The 16,423-nt window shown below is 59.3% G+C and carries 12 protein-coding genes and 1 pseudogene; 6 read left to right on the top strand and 7 right to left on the bottom strand.

Annotation, left to right across the window (positions count from 1 at the left end):
* Nucleotides 1-88: 88 nt before the first annotated feature.
* The 3 genes from ACZZ0D_RS25280 to glnK form a co-directional block, all read right to left on the bottom strand.
* On the bottom strand, nucleotides 89-514 hold the full coding sequence (locus tag ACZZ0D_RS25280) for a secondary thiamine-phosphate synthase enzyme YjbQ (protein ID WP_007920418.1): 426 nt from the start codon (nucleotides 512-514) through the stop codon (nucleotides 89-91).
* Between the two features lie 216 nt (nucleotides 515-730).
* Nucleotides 731-2,068: an ammonium transporter gene (locus ACZZ0D_RS25275; protein ID WP_463554564.1), complete on the bottom strand. Its 1,338-nt coding sequence runs from the start codon at nucleotides 2,066-2,068 to the stop codon at nucleotides 731-733.
* Between the two features lie 38 nt (nucleotides 2,069-2,106).
* Nucleotides 2,107-2,445 (bottom strand): P-II family nitrogen regulator, encoded by a 339-nt coding sequence (glnK, locus tag ACZZ0D_RS25270; protein WP_002555808.1) that lies wholly within the window; start codon nucleotides 2,443-2,445, stop codon nucleotides 2,107-2,109.
* Between the two features lie 414 nt (nucleotides 2,446-2,859).
* On the opposite strand from glnK, the gene ACZZ0D_RS25265 reads away from it, so the two are divergent.
* The 4 genes and pseudogenes from ACZZ0D_RS25265 (at nucleotide 2,860) to ACZZ0D_RS25250 (ending at nucleotide 6,240) form a co-directional block, all read left to right on the top strand.
* Entirely contained in the window at nucleotides 2,860-3,120 is a 261-nt protein-coding gene (locus ACZZ0D_RS25265) for an accessory factor UbiK family protein (protein ID WP_007920416.1), read from the top strand.
* Between the two features lie 366 nt (nucleotides 3,121-3,486).
* Nucleotides 3,487-3,714: pseudogene (locus ACZZ0D_RS25260) on the top strand (BRO-N domain-containing protein); the annotation flags it as partial.
* A 184-nt stretch (nucleotides 3,715-3,898) separates the two neighbouring features.
* Nucleotides 3,899-4,363, top strand: a complete 465-nt coding sequence (locus tag ACZZ0D_RS25255; RefSeq protein WP_463554563.1) for a hypothetical protein — start codon at nucleotides 3,899-3,901, stop codon at nucleotides 4,361-4,363.
* A gap of 383 nt (nucleotides 4,364-4,746) precedes the next feature.
* Entirely contained in the window at nucleotides 4,747-6,240 is a 1,494-nt protein-coding gene (locus ACZZ0D_RS25250) for a YifB family Mg chelatase-like AAA ATPase (RefSeq protein WP_053124981.1), read from the top strand.
* Here the strand turns inward: ACZZ0D_RS25250 and ACZZ0D_RS25245 are convergent.
* From ACZZ0D_RS25245 to ACZZ0D_RS25235, 3 genes are all read right to left on the bottom strand, one after another.
* On the bottom strand, nucleotides 6,237-7,451 hold the full coding sequence (locus ACZZ0D_RS25245; RefSeq protein WP_463554562.1) for an aldose 1-epimerase family protein: 1,215 nt from the start codon (nucleotides 7,449-7,451) through the stop codon (nucleotides 6,237-6,239). The genes ACZZ0D_RS25250 and ACZZ0D_RS25245 overlap by 4 nt on opposite strands.
* A gap of 219 nt (nucleotides 7,452-7,670) precedes the next feature.
* A complete protein-coding gene (locus ACZZ0D_RS25240; RefSeq protein ID WP_463554561.1) occupies nucleotides 7,671-9,647 on the bottom strand; it encodes a methyl-accepting chemotaxis protein in 1,977 nt (658 codons plus the stop codon).
* A gap of 189 nt (nucleotides 9,648-9,836) precedes the next feature.
* Nucleotides 9,837-10,757, bottom strand: a complete 921-nt coding sequence (locus ACZZ0D_RS25235) for a LysR substrate-binding domain-containing protein (protein ID WP_212550372.1) — start codon at nucleotides 10,755-10,757, stop codon at nucleotides 9,837-9,839.
* 159 nt (nucleotides 10,758-10,916) lie between these two features.
* Here ACZZ0D_RS25235 and ACZZ0D_RS25230 point away from each other — a divergent pair, with 159 nt between their 5' ends.
* Nucleotides 10,917-12,314, top strand: coding sequence for a NorM family multidrug efflux MATE transporter (locus ACZZ0D_RS25230; RefSeq protein ID WP_463554560.1), 1,398 nt, complete (start codon nucleotides 10,917-10,919; stop codon nucleotides 12,312-12,314).
* 127 nt (nucleotides 12,315-12,441) lie between these two features.
* Here ACZZ0D_RS25230 and ACZZ0D_RS25225 read toward each other — a convergent pair whose 3' ends face one another.
* The gene (locus tag ACZZ0D_RS25225; RefSeq protein WP_463554559.1) at nucleotides 12,442-14,115 is read right to left on the bottom strand and encodes a putative bifunctional diguanylate cyclase/phosphodiesterase; all 1,674 of its coding nucleotides are present in this window, start codon (nucleotides 14,113-14,115) and stop codon (nucleotides 12,442-12,444) included.
* Nucleotides 14,116-14,378: 263 nt separating this feature from the next.
* Between ACZZ0D_RS25225 and rep the strand changes: the two genes are divergently transcribed.
* Nucleotides 14,379-16,388 (top strand): DNA helicase Rep, encoded by a 2,010-nt coding sequence (gene rep / locus ACZZ0D_RS25220; RefSeq protein ID WP_053124992.1) that lies wholly within the window; start codon nucleotides 14,379-14,381, stop codon nucleotides 16,386-16,388.
* Nucleotides 16,389-16,423: the final 35 nt, after the last annotated feature.

Below are 16,423 nucleotides of genomic sequence, written 5' to 3'. Positions count from 1 at the left end.
CTTGCGAAAAGCAGATTAGTTATAGACCAGCTTTGGCAACTGTCGAAAGTCGCCGTTAAAAAATCAGTAACCATTGGTGACCAACGGTTTATGCCCCTTCACCGTGCAAGGTGGCGAGGACTTTACGGGCACCGCCATGATCACGGTGCTCGCCCAGATAAACACCTTGCCAGGTACCCAGTGCCAGTCGCCCTGCCGACACCGGCAGACTGATCTGACAACCAAGCACGCTGGCCTTGAAGTGCGCCGGGAGGTCGTCCAGGCCTTCGTCGTTATGCTCATAGCCGTCTGTTCCTTGTGGGATCAGACGATTGAAAAATCGTTCGAAGTCGCGACGTACCGCCGGATCGGCGTTCTCGTTGATGGTCAACGACGCCGAGGTATGCTGCAGCCACAAATGCAACAGACCGACCCGGCACTCCCTGAGTTCAGGCAGGCCAGCGAGTAACTCGTCCGTTACCAGATGAAAGCCCCGGGGCCGTGCCCGCAGGGTAATCAGAGTCTGTTGCCACATACAGTTCTCCGCACGTTCGGGGCGCATTCTAGCGCGCTCTGGGAAAAAACAAAGGCCCTAATACGCGTGCAATCACGTAAGCGTTTGGCCGGTGAAAAACCGTCGTCGTAAACACGACTAAAGGCGTACGAAAAATCCTTTCAGCCTGTCGCTTAATGACAAATCCCGGACAAAAAAATGCCCGGCGAACCGGGCAATTTTTTTCAGTGCGCGTACTTACAGGTTGTAGCCGCGTTCGTTGTGTTGTGCCAGATCGAGGCCGACCGATTCTTCTTCCTCGGTCACACGCAGACCCATGACGGCGTCCAGCACCTTGAGGATGATGAAGGTGACGATCGCGGTGTAGATCACCGTGAAGCCGACGCCTTTGACCTGAATCCAGACTTGCGCGCCGATATCGGTGACGGTGCCGAAGCCACCCAGAGCCGGCGCAGCGAAGACACCGGTAAGGATCGCGCCGAGAATACCGCCGATACCGTGTACACCGAACGCGTCCAGGGAATCGTCATAACCGAGTTTGCGTTTCAGGGTGGTGGCGCAGAAGAAGCACACCACGCCTGCGGCCAGACCGATCACCAGTGCGCCCATCGGGCCCACGGTGCCGGCAGCCGGAGTGATCGCGACCAGACCGGCAACCACACCCGAAGCAATGCCCAGTGCGCTTGGCTTGCCGTGGGTGACCCACTCGGCAAACATCCAGCCCAGCGCCGCCGCAGCGGTAGCGATTTGGGTAACCAGCATCGCCATGCCGGCAGTGCCGTTGGCCGCCGCAGCGGAACCGGCGTTGAAGCCGAACCAGCCGACCCACAGCATCGCCGCGCCCATCAGGGTGTAACCGAGGTTGTGCGGAGCCATCGGGGTGGTCGGGAAGCCTTTACGCTTACCCAACACCAGGCAGCAGATCAGACCAGCGACACCGGCGTTGATGTGCACCACGGTGCCGCCCGCGAAGTCGAGCACGCCCCAGTCCCACATCAGGCCGCCGTTGCCGAACCAGACCATGTGCGCGATCGGCGCGTAAACCAGGGTGAACCAGATGCCCATGAAGATCAGCATCGCGGAGAACTTCATCCGCTCGGCGAACGCACCGACGATCAGCGCCGGGGTGATGATCGCGAAAGTCATCTGGAAGGTGATGAACACCGCTTCAGGGAACAGCGCCGCAGGACCGGTCAGGCTCGAAGGCGTGACACCGGCGAGGAACGCCTTGCCCATGCCGCCGAAGAACGAGTTGAAGTTGACGACGCCCTGCTCCATGCCGGTGGTGTCGAACGCAATGCTGTAGCCATAAATGACCCACAGGATGCTGATCAGACCGGTAATGGCGAAGCACTGCATCATCACGGAAAGAATGTTTTTCGAGCGAACCATGCCGCCGTAGAACAGCGCCAGGCCGGGAATGGTCATGAACAGCACGAGTGCCGTCGAGGTGAGCATCCAGGCAGTGTCGCCGGAATTGAGGACTGGGGCCGCCACTTCGTCTGCCGCCATTGCAAGGCTTGGCATTACGATGGACAACAGGGCTCCTAGCCCTGCGAATTTACGCAGAGTCATATTGTTTTCTCCTGGGGCGTTGGGGTTTGTGGCGGCGGTTAAATCGCGTCGGTATCGGTTTCGCCGGTACGGATGCGAATCGCCTGTTCCAGATTGACCACGAAGATCTTGCCGTCACCGATCTTGCCGGTGTTGGCCGCCTTGGTTATCGCCTCGATAACCCGATCCAGATCCTTGTCGTCGATGGCCACGTCGATTTTCACCTTGGGCAGAAAATCGACCACATATTCCGCGCCGCGATACAGCTCGGTGTGACCCTTCTGCCGGCCGAAGCCTTTGACTTCAGTAACGGTAATGCCCTGCACGCCGATTTCGGACAGCGACTCGCGCACGTCGTCCAACTTGAACGGCTTGATGATGGCAGTGACTAGCTTCATGAAAACTCTCTCCCGAATTGGTGGACTTGCCCCAGGAAAACAAACCCGACTCAAGTCTAAGCGCAGTGCCTGGCTTTGTAACGCATCGTCGGCCGTACCTGCCCGACTGACGCCAGCTAACCGCTGCCGACGAAACTCCCCGCTCCGTCTGCCGCACTGCATTCGTCACAGCGACTGCATCAGTGCATGGGTCGAAGGTGACTAAGCAGAAAGCTTGCCATCTCGCCAAAAACCACTGATTTCAATCCCTTGGCCGCTGTCGCACGCCATCCCGTGCAAAACCCCATCCGGATACGCACAACAACGGTGCGTCGCCGTCCGTCCGCCTGCGCGAAAAGCGTGCATCCCTGACCGCGAGATTGACTATAGACACTGCGTGATACACTGCCGGCCATTGTTTCCAGGACATCCACCATGCTCGCGCCCAAAGACTTCCTCGACGCCCTGAGCGGCACCGCCTCCCGCCTCTTCAGCGGCGACACCCCGCTGCCGAAAGCCGAAATCGAAAGCCAGTTCAAGATGCTGCTGCAAAGTGCCTTCAGCAAACTCGATTTGGTGAGCCGTGAAGAGTTTGATAGTCAGATGGTCGTTCTGGCCCGCACTCGCGCTCGCCTCGAAAGCCTCGAAGCCAAAGTCGCCGAGATGGAAGCCAAGCTGACACCGCCTGCTGAATAACCCCGCAACCCCCTGTGGGAGCTGCCGAAGGCTGCGATCTTTTGATCTCCAGCCCTTCAACCATCCCGGCAACGTCCTACAACCTGAATGACCGCCGTCCGATTGCGCCGAAAAGCCCAGGTTTCTAAGCTCACCCGATGCTGAATGTTCAGCACCGGGTTTGGCGACCTGGATCGAATTTGACGCAATGCAACTAAACTCACAGAGAGGTTTTTTCTCTCAACGAGTTATGGCGGCTTTGCGTGGGAGACCTCAGGGTCTGCCGGTTTCGAATTCACCGGTTCGCCAACCCGCGCATAGCTGCCACCCTTTTCGTTTGGCGACGAACAGAAGCAGTTTTCTTCACTTGAATTCGAGAACTGAACCATGGACGAAAACTACCTGACACCTAATATCTTCACCCGCCACAAACTCCCCCTCCACGCCCTCCTCATCCAGAACCAACCCTGGTTCTGCGCCCGAGACCTGAGCCGCCTGCTGCACATCCACCTCAACGAACGCATGCTGCGAAAACTCGACCCCGACCAATACCAAACCCGAAAAACCCTGATCCACAACCAGATCGAAAACACCCTGCTGATCAGCGAATCGGGCAAACCGTTTCGCCGGCGTCCTACAACTATTAGGGCATAACCCTACGAGAATCAGCGTCTGCGCCTGATTACGTGAGTTCTTCGCTGTGATTAGGCTGGTGGTTTTCGCCTGCGCTGGTCGATCCTATTTGTCGAGTTCCAGGCGATACACATTGATCGCCAGACACTCTGGTTCTGGATCCCTCTTGTCTGATCTGCTTAAGCTCAAAGAAAACACGCTGGTTCAGCATCCAGATGGTGGTTACACCTTTGGCACGATCCCCGATATGCCAAAATTCGGCTTGCCAGGCGGGAAGATTTATCTGCGTGTAGGTATCCACCGTCGAGCGAATAGTGGTTTTGGCGTAGTGCACATTTGGGAAGCCCATAGTGCCGATTTGCTCAAGCATGGTTGCCAGACTGCCGATGGGATAGCAGCGATTGTTGCGAAAATGATTGTCCCGGGAGCACAAATCTATTGTGAGTTCAAAGAACAGCGATGTGGAAACAGGGTCGCGGTACTGAGGACATCTATGGGAACACTGATTCTTGAACCGCGACACGAGCGCGCCACAGGATTTGGTTACTTCGTGGTGACTTGGTACCCGCAAAAACGCGCACATGGCACGTTAGTGGGGCAGATACCACGAGCACCATCAAATCAGAAATAAAAAAAGGCGTCCGATGGACGCCTTTTAAGTGTTTTTTGAGGAGTAGTCGCAGCGATTCTTTAGCTCCGGGCTTTACGGCCGTGGGTTCAGAATCCGACAGGCTAGCCCGTCGTCACTACTTCAGAGAAACCAGCTTTCTCTGCTGCCAAAAATGCGGGGGAGCTTTTGCTGGTGCCCAGTCCCGACGAATGCGCAGTTGCAGTCCTCGAACAGGATGATCCGTCAATGCCGGTCGAGAGTCAACGCTCCAATTCAGGCAAGCAGTGACAGCCCATCGGGTCTTGATACGTCTTGTAAACCTCTATTTCAGCACTGAAACCCGGCTCAACTACCCTTAAAAAAACCGCAGGAAGCGGCTCCCCGATTCAGCTCAAGGAACGACCATGTCCCTCTCCATCGTCCACAGTCGCGCCCAGATTGGCGTGGAAGCCCCCGCTGTTACCGTCGAAGTCCATCTGGCCAACGGTCTGCCGTCGCTGACCATGGTCGGCCTGCCCGAGGCGGCTGTGAAGGAGAGCAAGGATCGGGTGCGCAGCGCGATCATCAATTCCGGGCTGCAGTTTCCCGCGCGGCGGATCACCTTGAATCTGGCGCCAGCGGATTTGCCAAAGGACGGTGGGCGGTTTGATCTGGCGATTGCCTTGGGGATTCTGTCGGCGAGTGTGCAGGTGCCGTGTCTGACGCTGGATGATGTGGAATGTCTTGGTGAGTTGGCGCTGTCCGGCGCCGTACGAGCGGTGCGTGGCGTGTTGCCGGCAGCATTGGCGGCGCGCAAGGCGGGTCGTGCGCTGGTGGTGCCGCGAGCGAATGCTGAGGAGGCCTGCCTTGCTTCGGGGTTGAAGGTGTTTGCGGTGGATCATCTGCTGGAGGCGGTGGCGCATTTCAATGGCCATACGCCGGTTGAACCGTATGTCTCGAACGGCCTGATGTACGCCAGCAAACCCTATCCCGATCTCAACGAAGTCCAAGGCCAATCAGCTGCCAAACGTGCGCTGCTGATTGCCGCGGCGGGCGCGCATAACCTGTTGTTCAGCGGCCCGCCGGGGACGGGCAAAACCTTGTTGGCCAGTCGCCTGCCCGGGTTGCTGCCACCACTTGCCGAAAGCGAGGCACTGGAAGTGGCGGCCATTCAATCGGTCGCCAGTTGCGTGCCTCTGACCCACTGGCCGCAGCGGCCGTTTCGCCAGCCGCATCACTCGGCATCCGGCCCGGCACTGGTCGGCGGCAGCTCGAAACCGCAACCTGGTGAAATCACCCTCGCCCACCACGGCGTGCTGTTTCTCGATGAATTGCCGGAGTTTGATCGCAAGGTTCTGGAGGTGCTGCGCGAGCCATTGGAGTCCGGACACATCGTGATTTCCCGAGCCAAGGATCGCGTGCGTTTTCCGGCGCGCTTTCAATTGGTGGCGGCGATGAATCCATGTCCCTGTGGATATCTTGGCGAGCCCAGCGGCAAATGTTCCTGCACCCCGGACATGGTGCAGCGCTATCGCAACAAGCTATCGGGGCCGCTGCTGGATCGAATTGATCTGCACCTGACGGTCGCGCGGGAGGCGACCGCGTTGAATCCGCAGGTAAAACCGGGAGAGGACAGTGCCACCGCCGCTGCCTTGGTCGCCGAGGCGCGGGAACGACAGCAGAAACGTCAGGGCTGCGCCAATGCATTTCTTGATTTGCCGGGGCTGAAGCGGCACTGCGCGTTATCCACAGCCGATGAAAAATGGCTCGAGTCGGCCTGTGAGCGATTAACGCTTTCGCTGCGCTCGGCCCATCGCCTGCTCAAGGTCGCCCGGACACTGGCAGACCTCGAACAAGTCGATGCAATCAAACGCGAACACTTGGCCGAGGCGCTGCAATATCGGCCGGCGACACCTTAATGCTCGGTCAGATCAACCAGCGGCGTCTGCCGCACTTCGGTGTCGCGCCCCGCCTGAATCTCGGTCACACGCTTCAAGGCGTTATCCACAGCACCTTTGTCTGCGAGCAGGCTGTAGCTGATCTGGAACTGTTTGTGTTCCTTCGGTGCGATGGTCGGCACCAGATTCAACGGACGCTGATAGCGGCGGTTGTAAGAAAAACTGGTGCCCGGCTCCAGCCCCGTGACATAGCCCTGCCCTTGGGTATCGGTGTTTTTCCACAGGGAAAACACCGGCAACTGCTGGGTATTGAAGCCAACAGAAACACCAAGGCTGCCCGCCTTGTTATGCAGAACAGTCAGGGTTTCACCTTTGGCGTCGGCATAGGGCACGACGTTGTAGACGGTTTCGTCGTAGTCCTTGGTCGGCGCACGATAAGTCTGCCAGTCAGCCAGATCGCCCTTGGCCTTGTCGTTGAACGGCGAGACCTGTTTTACCGGTGCAGCAAAACGGGCGCCCTGCTCGAGGAACGGCGTGCTGAAATTGCTGTGATACAGCGCCTGGTATTCCTTTGGATAGTCGCCGTTGTTGGTCAGCGTATCGTTAAGTGCAAAGCGCACGCTGCCAGGTTCGGTGACCAGTTCAGTGACGACCGAGAAGTCGACTTTCTTGAAGGCCTGCTCTTTCAGCTCGCCGCGCAGGCTGATGGCGTAGGGTGGCTTTTCGTCGATGTGCAGCGTGACGGTACTGGCCGGGATGTTGGCGGCGCGGCCATGCAAGGTCAGCAGTTCACCGTTGTCCATGCCGGGATGGCCAACCCATTCGTAACCGCAGCGGGCGACCAGCTCGTTGAAACCTTCCAGCCAGCCCAGACCACCGCGCCCGTTGAGCTCGATGAAGGCCGGGTTGACCACGTCCTTGACCGGCGAATCCCAACCCATGCGCACGTTGCCGACAGAGGCCTGCAAGACGTTCATCCCTCGGGTTGGCACCACCGAGAGTTTCATCGTGCCGTTATCGATATCGACGATGCTGACGCCTTCCTGCCGCCCCCCGTGCAAGGTACGCAGGCTGACGGAGAAGGGTTTGTCGGTTTTCACGCCGAGCTGCTCACTGGTGATGCTCCAGTTTTGCGCGGACTTGTTGGTATCGAGGAGGACGTAATCCCAGGCCATGGCGTGGGAAGCAGCAGAGAATGCGCCGAGGGCGACGGCGAGTTTGAGCGGGGTCATGGCAGCAGCCTTTATTGGAGTTGTGCCATTTTTATAGCGCTGCGGAAACGTTTCAGCAAGTGTGAAAGAGCAAGAGCTCGAGTGTTTTATCCAGGATTGGCAGTGAGGCGATCGCGAGCAGGCTCACTCCTACAGGGATCTTCAGTGATCACAAACATTGCGACCAACCAATACACCTGTAGGAGTGAGCCTGCTCGCGATAGCGATTTCAGCCACCCATCAACGAAACCGATCAACCTCGGCACGCAAGTCCGCCGCCAAGCCTTCCAGCTCTTTAGCCGTCACCGCCAGATTCGAAACAACCTCACGCTGCTCACTGTTGGCCAACGCAATGCTCTGCAAATTGCTGCTCAGCAACGTCGCGGTACTGCTCTGCTCCTGAGTCGCCGTGGTAATCGCAGCAAACTGCTGCCCCGCCGAACGGCTCTGCTCATCAATCCGCGCCAGCGCCGAGGCGACATTGGCGTTACGCGACAAGCCTTCCTGCATCAGCACATTGCCCTGCTCCATGGTGCTGATCGCGTTGCCGGTTTCCTGCTGAATGCTGTGGATCATCACCGAGATTTCATCGGTCGCCTGACGGGTACGCGAAGCCAGGCTGCGCACTTCATCCGCCACCACGGCGAAACCGCGACCTTGCTCACCGGCACGCGCCGCTTCAATTGCAGCGTTGAGCGCCAGCAAATTGGTCTGCTCGGCAATCGAGGTGATCACGCCAACGATGCCGCCAATTTCCTGCGAGCGCTGACCGAGCGTGTTGATCACTGTGGCGGTGCTGTTGAGGGCGCCAGCGATTTGCTCCAGAGAGGACGAAGCTTCTTCCATCGAGCTGCGGCCAATCTGCGTCTGCTGGGCGTTTTCCTGTGCCAGACGTTGGGTCGCGCCCATGTTGTCGGCGATGTTCAACGAGGTCGCGCTGAATTCTTCCACCGCGCCGGCCATGCTGGTGATTTCGCCGGACTGTTGCTCCATGCCTTCGTAAGCACCGCCAGACAAACCGGACAGTGCCTGCGCTCGGCTGTTGACCTCCGCGGAGGAACGGCGAATGTGCTCAACCATGGTCGACAGCGCCTGGCTCATCTGGTTGAACGCGCGCGACAACTGACCGATTTCGTCGTTACTCGCTACATCCAGACGCACGCTCAGATCACCGGCGCCCAAGGCTTCGGCCTGTCGCACCAGATCACCCAGCGGTTGCAGTTTCGAACGCAGCAGCCACATCGCCGAACCGACCGCCAGCAACATCGCCAACAGGCTGCCAATCGCCAGTTGCGTGCCGACGCTCCAGGTCACTGCACGAATCTCGGCTTTCGGCATGCTCGCCACCACCGACCACGGGCCGCCGTCGAACGGCACCGCGACACTGTAGAAATCTTCGGACGTGTCGCCCCAGAACTGGCCTTTGCCCGGCGATTTCGCCAGATCCTTGATCAGCGGGATCGCTTGATCCAGCGCCTGCACGCCCGCTGGTGGAACCAGCCATTTGCTTTGCTCATCAAGCAACGCCAGCGAGCCGGTCTGACCGATGCGGAAGCGTTTGAGGTTATCGAACTGAGCATTCTGCGCATCGGTGTAATCGAAACCGACGAACAGCACCGCAATCACTTTGCCGCTGCCATCGCGCACCGGGGTGTATTGGGTCATGTAGGAACGATCAAACAGCAAGGCGCGGCCGACATAACCCTGTCCGGCCATCAACTTCGCGTAGGCCGGATGGGCGTGGTCAAGCAAGGTGCCAATGGCGCGGCTGCCGTCCTGTTTGGTCAGCGAGGTGCTGACGCGGATGAAGTCTTCGCCACTGCGCACGAACAGCGTGGCGACGCCCGCGGTCATCTGCTTGAACTCGTCGACTTCCTTGAAGTTGTTGTTCAGCACTTCGCTGCCCAGATGCAGGCCCGGAGTCTGGGTGCCGGCAACACTCACTGGCTCGTCCGGATGAAGGCTCAACCCGCTGCTGAAGCGCTTCTCGAACAACCCGCTGAGGCGCTGGGTGCTTTCACGCAACGTGCCGTGGAAGGTGCTCAGTTGGTCGGCCAGCAGTCGCGCCTCACTGGCCAGATGTTCTTCACGGGTGGCGAGGTTGGCGGTATCCAGCGAACGCAACGCGAACACCGTACTGCCACTGATGACGACCGCCAGAATCACAGCAAGGGCAAGGCCCAGCTGCGAGGCAATCCGAGCGCGAGGTTGAGACATGAACAGCTCCTGGCCGAGCCACCGGATCCTCCTTGATCGCAGCTGATGCTCGGAATAATTCTAATAATGGGGGTGAAGCATGGAGACCGGCACGACGGTTCCACTTGCTCATAGTCGGCGGTAATTCCGAATACTTGAGCGCTGTGCGAGGGTATGGCACGGGGCCGGCATTGTGGCGGCTCGAACGTTTCAGCTCAAGCGCGCAACGGCCGGCAGTTCCATGGCGCGGACTTCGCCTTGAAGAAAATCGCTGAGGCGGCGCAAACGCTCACCTCCTGGACGGGTTTTTGGCCACACCAGGTAATAATCCAGGCCACTGGCAACGGCGGTCGGCCACGGCAGACTGAGGCGTCCTTGCGCGACATCTTCGGCGACCATCAACAAATCGCCCATTGATACCCCATAGCCACGCGCCGCCGCGATCATGCCAAGCTCCAGCGTGTCGAACACTTGCCCACCCTTGAGCGAGACCTGATCGGACAAGCCCATGTGCTCCAGCCAACTGCGCCAGTCGCGGCGATCCGGGGTCGGGTGGAGCAATTCGGTGTTTGCCAGTCGATCAAGATCCCACGGTTGATCGTTGAGCAGATTCGGCGCGCCGACCGGGATCAGTTCTTCGGGAAACAACAAACTCGCTTCCCAGTCCGGCGGAAAATGGCCGTCGCTGAGCAACACGGCGCAATCAAACGGCTCATCATTGAAGTCCACCGAATCGACATCCATCCACGCACTGGTCAGTTGCACCTCGTTGCCCGGCTGCAGGTGGCGGAAGCGACTCAGGCGCGCCAGCAACCAGCGCATGGTCAGGGTCGACGGGGCTTTCATGCGCAGGATGTCGTCCTCGGCGCGCAAGGTATTGCAGGCGCGCTCCAGCGCCGTGAAACCTTCGCGAATCCCCGGCAACAGCAGCCGCGCCGCTTCAGTCAGTTGCAGATTGCGACCGCTGCGGTGAAACAAGCGGCAGGCAAAATGCTCTTCCAGCGTACGAATATGCCGACTCACCGCGCTCTGGGTGATCGACAGTTCTTCCGCCGCGCGGGTGAACGAGCTATGTCGCGCCGCCGCTTCAAATGCGCGCAGGGCATACAACGGAGGAAGTCGACGGGCCATGCACAAAGCTCCAGTGGCGGGATGCAGCGAAATGAGCGGAATCTATTCAGGATGAGTTTTAGTCATGCCACCCATCCTTTTTATCCCTTTGTGCAATGCCTGCCAAGCGCCGAGAATCGACGGTCTCCTGTTACCTCTGAAAATTGAGTGGTGATACCCATGCAACATCCTGTGCGTACTGAACTCTGGGCCATTCTGCGGCTGGCAGGGCCGTTGATCGCTTCACAGTTGGCGCACATGTTGATGGTGCTGACCGACACTTTGATGATGGCGCGCCTCAGTCCCGAAGCGCTGGCCGGCGGCGGTCTGGGCGCGGCGACTTATTCGTTTGTGTCGATTTTTTGCATCGGTGTGATTGCCGCAGTCGGCACCTTGGTAGCGATTCGCAAAGGTGCGGGCGACATCATTGGCGCGGCCCGTCTGACCCAGGCCGGATTGTGGCTGGCGTGGCTGATGGCGCTGGGCGCCGGTTTGCTGCTGTGGAACCTGAAACCGGTGTTGCTGCTGTTCGGCCAGACCGAAACCAACGTCAACGCCGCCGGGCAATTCCTGATCGCCCTGCCCTTCGCCCTGCCCGGCTACCTGAGCTTTATGGCCCTGCGCGGTTTCACCAGTGCAATTGGTCGGGCGACACCGGTGATGGTCATCAGTCTGGCCGGCACCGTGGCCAACTTCCTGCTCAATTACGCGCTGATCACCGGCATGTTCGGTCTGCCGAAAATGGGCCTGATGGGCATCGGCCTGGTCACGGCGATTGTCGCCAACTGCATGGCGCTGGGGTTGGCCTGGCACATTCGTCGGCACCCGGCGTATGACGCTTATCCGCTGCGCGCAGGGTTATCGCGGCCGAATCGACAGTACCTGAAAGAGCTCTGGCGCCTCGGTCTGCCGATCGGTGGCACCTACGCGGTGGAAGTCGGTTTGTTCGCCTTCGCAGCACTGTGCATGGGCACCATGGGCAGCACGCAATTGGGCGCGCATCAGATCGCCCTGCAGATTGTTTCGGTGGCGTTCATGGTGCCGGCGGGGATGTCTTATGCGATCACCATGCGCATCGGCCAACATTACGGCGCCGGGCAATTGCTCGATGCACGGATGTCAGGCCGGGTCGGGATTGTCTTTGGTGCGGTGGTGATGCTCGGGTTTGCGATGGTGTTCTGGTTCTTGCCGAATCAATTGGTCGGGTTATTCCTTGATCACAACGATCCGGCGTTTGCCGAAGTGATTCGTTTGGCGGTGAGCCTGCTGGCCGTGGCGGCATGGTTCGAGCTGTTCGACGGCACGCAGACGATTGCCATGGGCTGTATTCGCGGGCTCAAGGATGCGAAGACCACGTTCCTGGTCGGGCTCGGCTGTTATTGGCTGATTGGCGCGCCAGCGGCGTGGTGGATGGCATTCCACTTGAACTGGGGGCCGACGGGCGTCTGGTGGGGATTGGCGCTGGGGTTGGCGTGCGCGGCGGTGAGTCTGACGTTGGCGTTTGAGTGGAAGATGAAGCGGATGATTCGGCTGGAGCCTGTGTCTTTACGGCAATACGCCGTCGCACAACCGGAGTGAGGATCCCCTGTGGGAGCGGGCTTGCTCGCGAAAGCGGTGGGTCAGTCGATATGTGCATTGACTGACACGGCGCCTTCGCGAGCAAGCCCGCTCCCACAGGGATTTGTGCCTGACCCGAAGACTTGGGTCAGCTCACGATTTCGAGGGCAGGCTGTTGGCTTGAGCCAAACGTCAGGTATTCAACCAGCTCTGCCAACGGCAACGGCCGGCTGATCAGATAACCCTGCACCTGATCGCAACCAAACCCGCGCAGCAATTCCAGTTGTTCCGGCGTCTCAACCCCTTCCGCCACCACTTCCAGATGCAGGTTGTGCGCAAGGTTGATCATCGCGTGCACCAGTTTGCGGTTCTCTTCGCGCTGTTCCATGCCACCGACAAAACTCTTGTCGATCTTCAGCAAAGTGATCGGCAAGCTGTTGAGGTGCACGAACGACGAGAACCCGGTGCCAAAGTCATCCAGCGAGAAACGCACACCGAGGCGGCCCAACGCATCCATGGTCTGCTTGACCAGATCACTACGGCGCATCACCGCCGTTTCCGTCAGTTCAAATTCCAGCCATTGCGCCTCTACACCCCGCTCAGCGATCAAGCGGCTCAGCGTCGGCAACAACTGACTGTCCTGAAATTGGCGGAACGACAAGTTGATCGCCATGTGCAGCGCCGGCAATCCGCGTTCGCGCAGTGCCTGCATATCGCGCAACGCCCGGGAAATCACCCAGTAACCCAGCGGCACGATCAACCCACTCTGCTCGGCCAAAGGAACAAACTCACTCGGCGGCAGTAAACCACGTTCGCCATGGCGCCAGCGCACCAAGGCTTCGAGGCCGACAATCTGGCCGTCCTCAAGATTCAGGCGTGGCTGGTAATGCAATTCCAGCTCATCACGACGCAAGGCCCGGCGCAGCTCGCTTTCGAGGTCGGCCATGCTCCGCGCGTTGCGGTTGATGCGTTCGTTGAAGATATGAAAGGTGCAGCCCTGCGTGCTCTTGGCCTGCTGCATGGCGATGTGCGCATGCCACATCAGCGGGTCAGCGCCAGCCTGCGCGCGGGCGTGGGCGATGCCGAGGCTGGAGCCTATGAGCAGGCTTTCGCCATCCACCCAATACGGTTCGGCGAGTGCTTCGGTGATGCGTTCGGCCATCCACTCGGCGCGTTGCGGCGCGCGGCGGGTGTCGATCAGCAAAGCAAATTCATCGCTGCCGAGACGTGCCAGTTGATCGCCGGCTTCCAACTGACTTTTCAGCCGCGCCACGACCTGCAGGATCAGCCGATCGCCAGCCTGATGGCCGAGGGCGTCGTTGGCGTGGCGAAAGTTATCGAGATCGAGATGCCCGAGGGCCAGGCCGCGACCATCGCCTTCAGCAAGACGCGCTGTCAGCAAAGTCTGGAAACCCTGACGGTTGGCGATGCCGGTCAAAGGATCCTGTTCGGCGAGGCGTTGCAGGGTGTTTTCGAGAACGCCGCGTTCGCGCACATGGCGCAGGCAACGGCGCAGCATGCCGGGGTCGAGGGCGTCGAACACCAGCCAGTCACTGACGCCAACCGGCGCGGTGTCCGGTTCGTGGTCGAGCAACAATACCGTCGGCAGGCTGCAGCGGCCGGGTGCCGGTTGCAACGCAGGAAGGGTCAATAACACCGCATGGCGGTTGTCTTCGAACAAACTGCTGACCGACTCCCAGCTCGGCGCGCTGATCAGCACCGCCGCGCTCCCCATCGGAGCCAGACACTCACGCAATAACGCTGTCCACGCTGGCTCTTCGGCCAGTAGCAGCAAACGCAAGGGTTCGACAGGCGTAGACAAGCTAGCTCCCTAGACTCTGCAATGATGTGGGCGGGGGCATTATGCCGTTGCGCTGACCAATGACCAAATGACAACGGATATCGAAACGTTATTTTGTGTCACGAATGAGAACATTAGCCGCAAAATCACCGCGCATCCTGCGTGAAAGTAACAAAACCGGCAAATTTGAATCGCGTGGTACGTCACAAGTCGGACAGAGCAGCACAAATCTCTGAGCCTGTTAAAATGCCGGCCCATTTCGTCAACGACTCCCGAATTTTCGTATGTCCCGACTCAATCCCCGGCAGCAAGAAGCCGTGAACTACGTCGGCGGCCCTCTATTGGTGCTCGCCGGTGCTGGCTCCGGCAAGACCAGCGTGATCACGCGCAAAATCGCGCACCTGATCCAGAACTGCGGCATCCGCGCCCAGTACATCGTCGCCATGACCTTTACCAACAAGGCCGCGCGCGAGATGAAAGAGCGGGTCGGTACCCTGTTGCGCGCCGGCGAAGGGCGCGGCCTGACGGTCTGCACCTTCCACAACCTCGGTCTGAACATCATCCGCAAGGAGCACGTGCGGCTGGGCTACAAACCCGGTTTCTCGATTTTCGACGAGACCGACGTCAAGTCCCTGATGACCGACATCATGCAGAAGGAATACGCGGGCGAAGACGGCGTCGACGAGATCAAGAACATGATCGGCGCCTGGAAAAACGACCTGATCCTGCCGCCTCAGGCGCTGGAGAACGCGCGTAATCCCAAGGAACAGACTGCCGCCATCGTCTACACCCACTATCAGCGCACGCTCAAAGCGTTCAATGCGGTGGACTTCGACGACCTGATCCTGCTGCCGGTAAAACTCTTCGAAGAACACGCCGACATCCTCGAAAAGTGGCAGAACAAGGTGCGCTACCTGCTCGTCGATGAATATCAGGACACCAACGCCAGCCAGTACCTGCTGGTAAAAATGCTCATCGGCAAACGCAACCAGTTCACCGTGGTCGGCGACGACGACCAGTCGATCTACGCCTGGCGCGGCGCGCGGCCGGAAAACCTGATGCTGCTCAAGGACGACTATCCATCGCTGAAAGTGGTGATGCTCGAGCAGAATTACCGCTCGACCAGTCGCATTCTGCGCTGCGCCAACGTGCTGATCTCGAACAACCCGCACGAATTCGAAAAGCAGCTGTGGAGTGAGATGGGCCACGGTGACGAGATCCGCGTGATCCGCTGCCGCAACGAAGACGCCGAAGCCGAGCGCGTGGCCATGGAAATCCTCAGCCTGCACTTGCGCACCGACCGCCCGTACAGCGATTTCGCGATCCTCTATCGCGGTAACTATCAGGCCAAACTGATCGAGCTGAAGTTGCAGCACCACCAGGTGCCGTATCGCCTGAGCGGCGGCAACAGCTTCTTCGGCCGCCAGGAAGTGAAAGACCTGATGGCCTACTTCCGCCTGATCGTGAACCCGGATGACGACAACGCCTTCCTGCGCGTGATCAACGTGCCGCGCCGCGAAATCGGCTCGACTACTTTGGAAAAACTCGGCAACTACGCCACCGAACGCAAGATCTCGATGTACGCCGCCACCGACGAAATCGGTCTGGGCGAGCATCTGGACAGCCGTTTCACCGATCGCCTGTCGCGCTTCAAGCGCTTCATGGACAAAGTGCGCGAGCAGTGCGCCGGCGAAGATCCGATCTCCGCGCTGCGCAGCATGGTCATGGACATCGACTACGAGAACTGGCTGCGCACCAACAGCTCCAGCGACAAGGCCGCCGATTACCGGATGAGCAACGTCTGGTTCCTGATCGAGGCGTTGAAAAACACTCTTGAGAAGGACGAAGAAGGCGAAATGACCGTCGAGGATGCGATCGGCAAACTCGTTCTGCGCGACATGCTCGAACGTCAGCAGGAAGAGGAAGACGGTGCCGAAGGCGTGCAGATGATGACCCTGCATGCGTCCAAGGGTCTGGAATTCCCTTACGTGTTCATAATGGGCATGGAAGAGGAAATTCTCCCGCACCGTTCCAGCATCGAAGCCGACACCATCGAAGAAGAACGCCGCCTGGCCTACGTGGGCATCACCCGCGCGCGTCAGACCCTGGCCTTCACCTTCGCCGCCAAGCGCAAGCAGTACGGCGAGATCATCGACTGCGCGCCGAGCCGCTTCCTCGATGAGCTGCCACCGGACGATCTGGCCTGGGAAGGCAACGACGACACACCGACCGAAGTCAAAGTCGTGCGCGGCAACAGCGCATTGGCTGATATACGCGCGATGTTAAAGCGCTAGAATTGACCACTTTTTTTACTAGACCTTCGGCGCAC

Source organism: Pseudomonas sp. AC193 (assembly GCF_979258075.1).
Note: the sequence above shows the minus strand (reverse complement) of the source record. Positions and strands in the feature narration are given on the sequence as shown.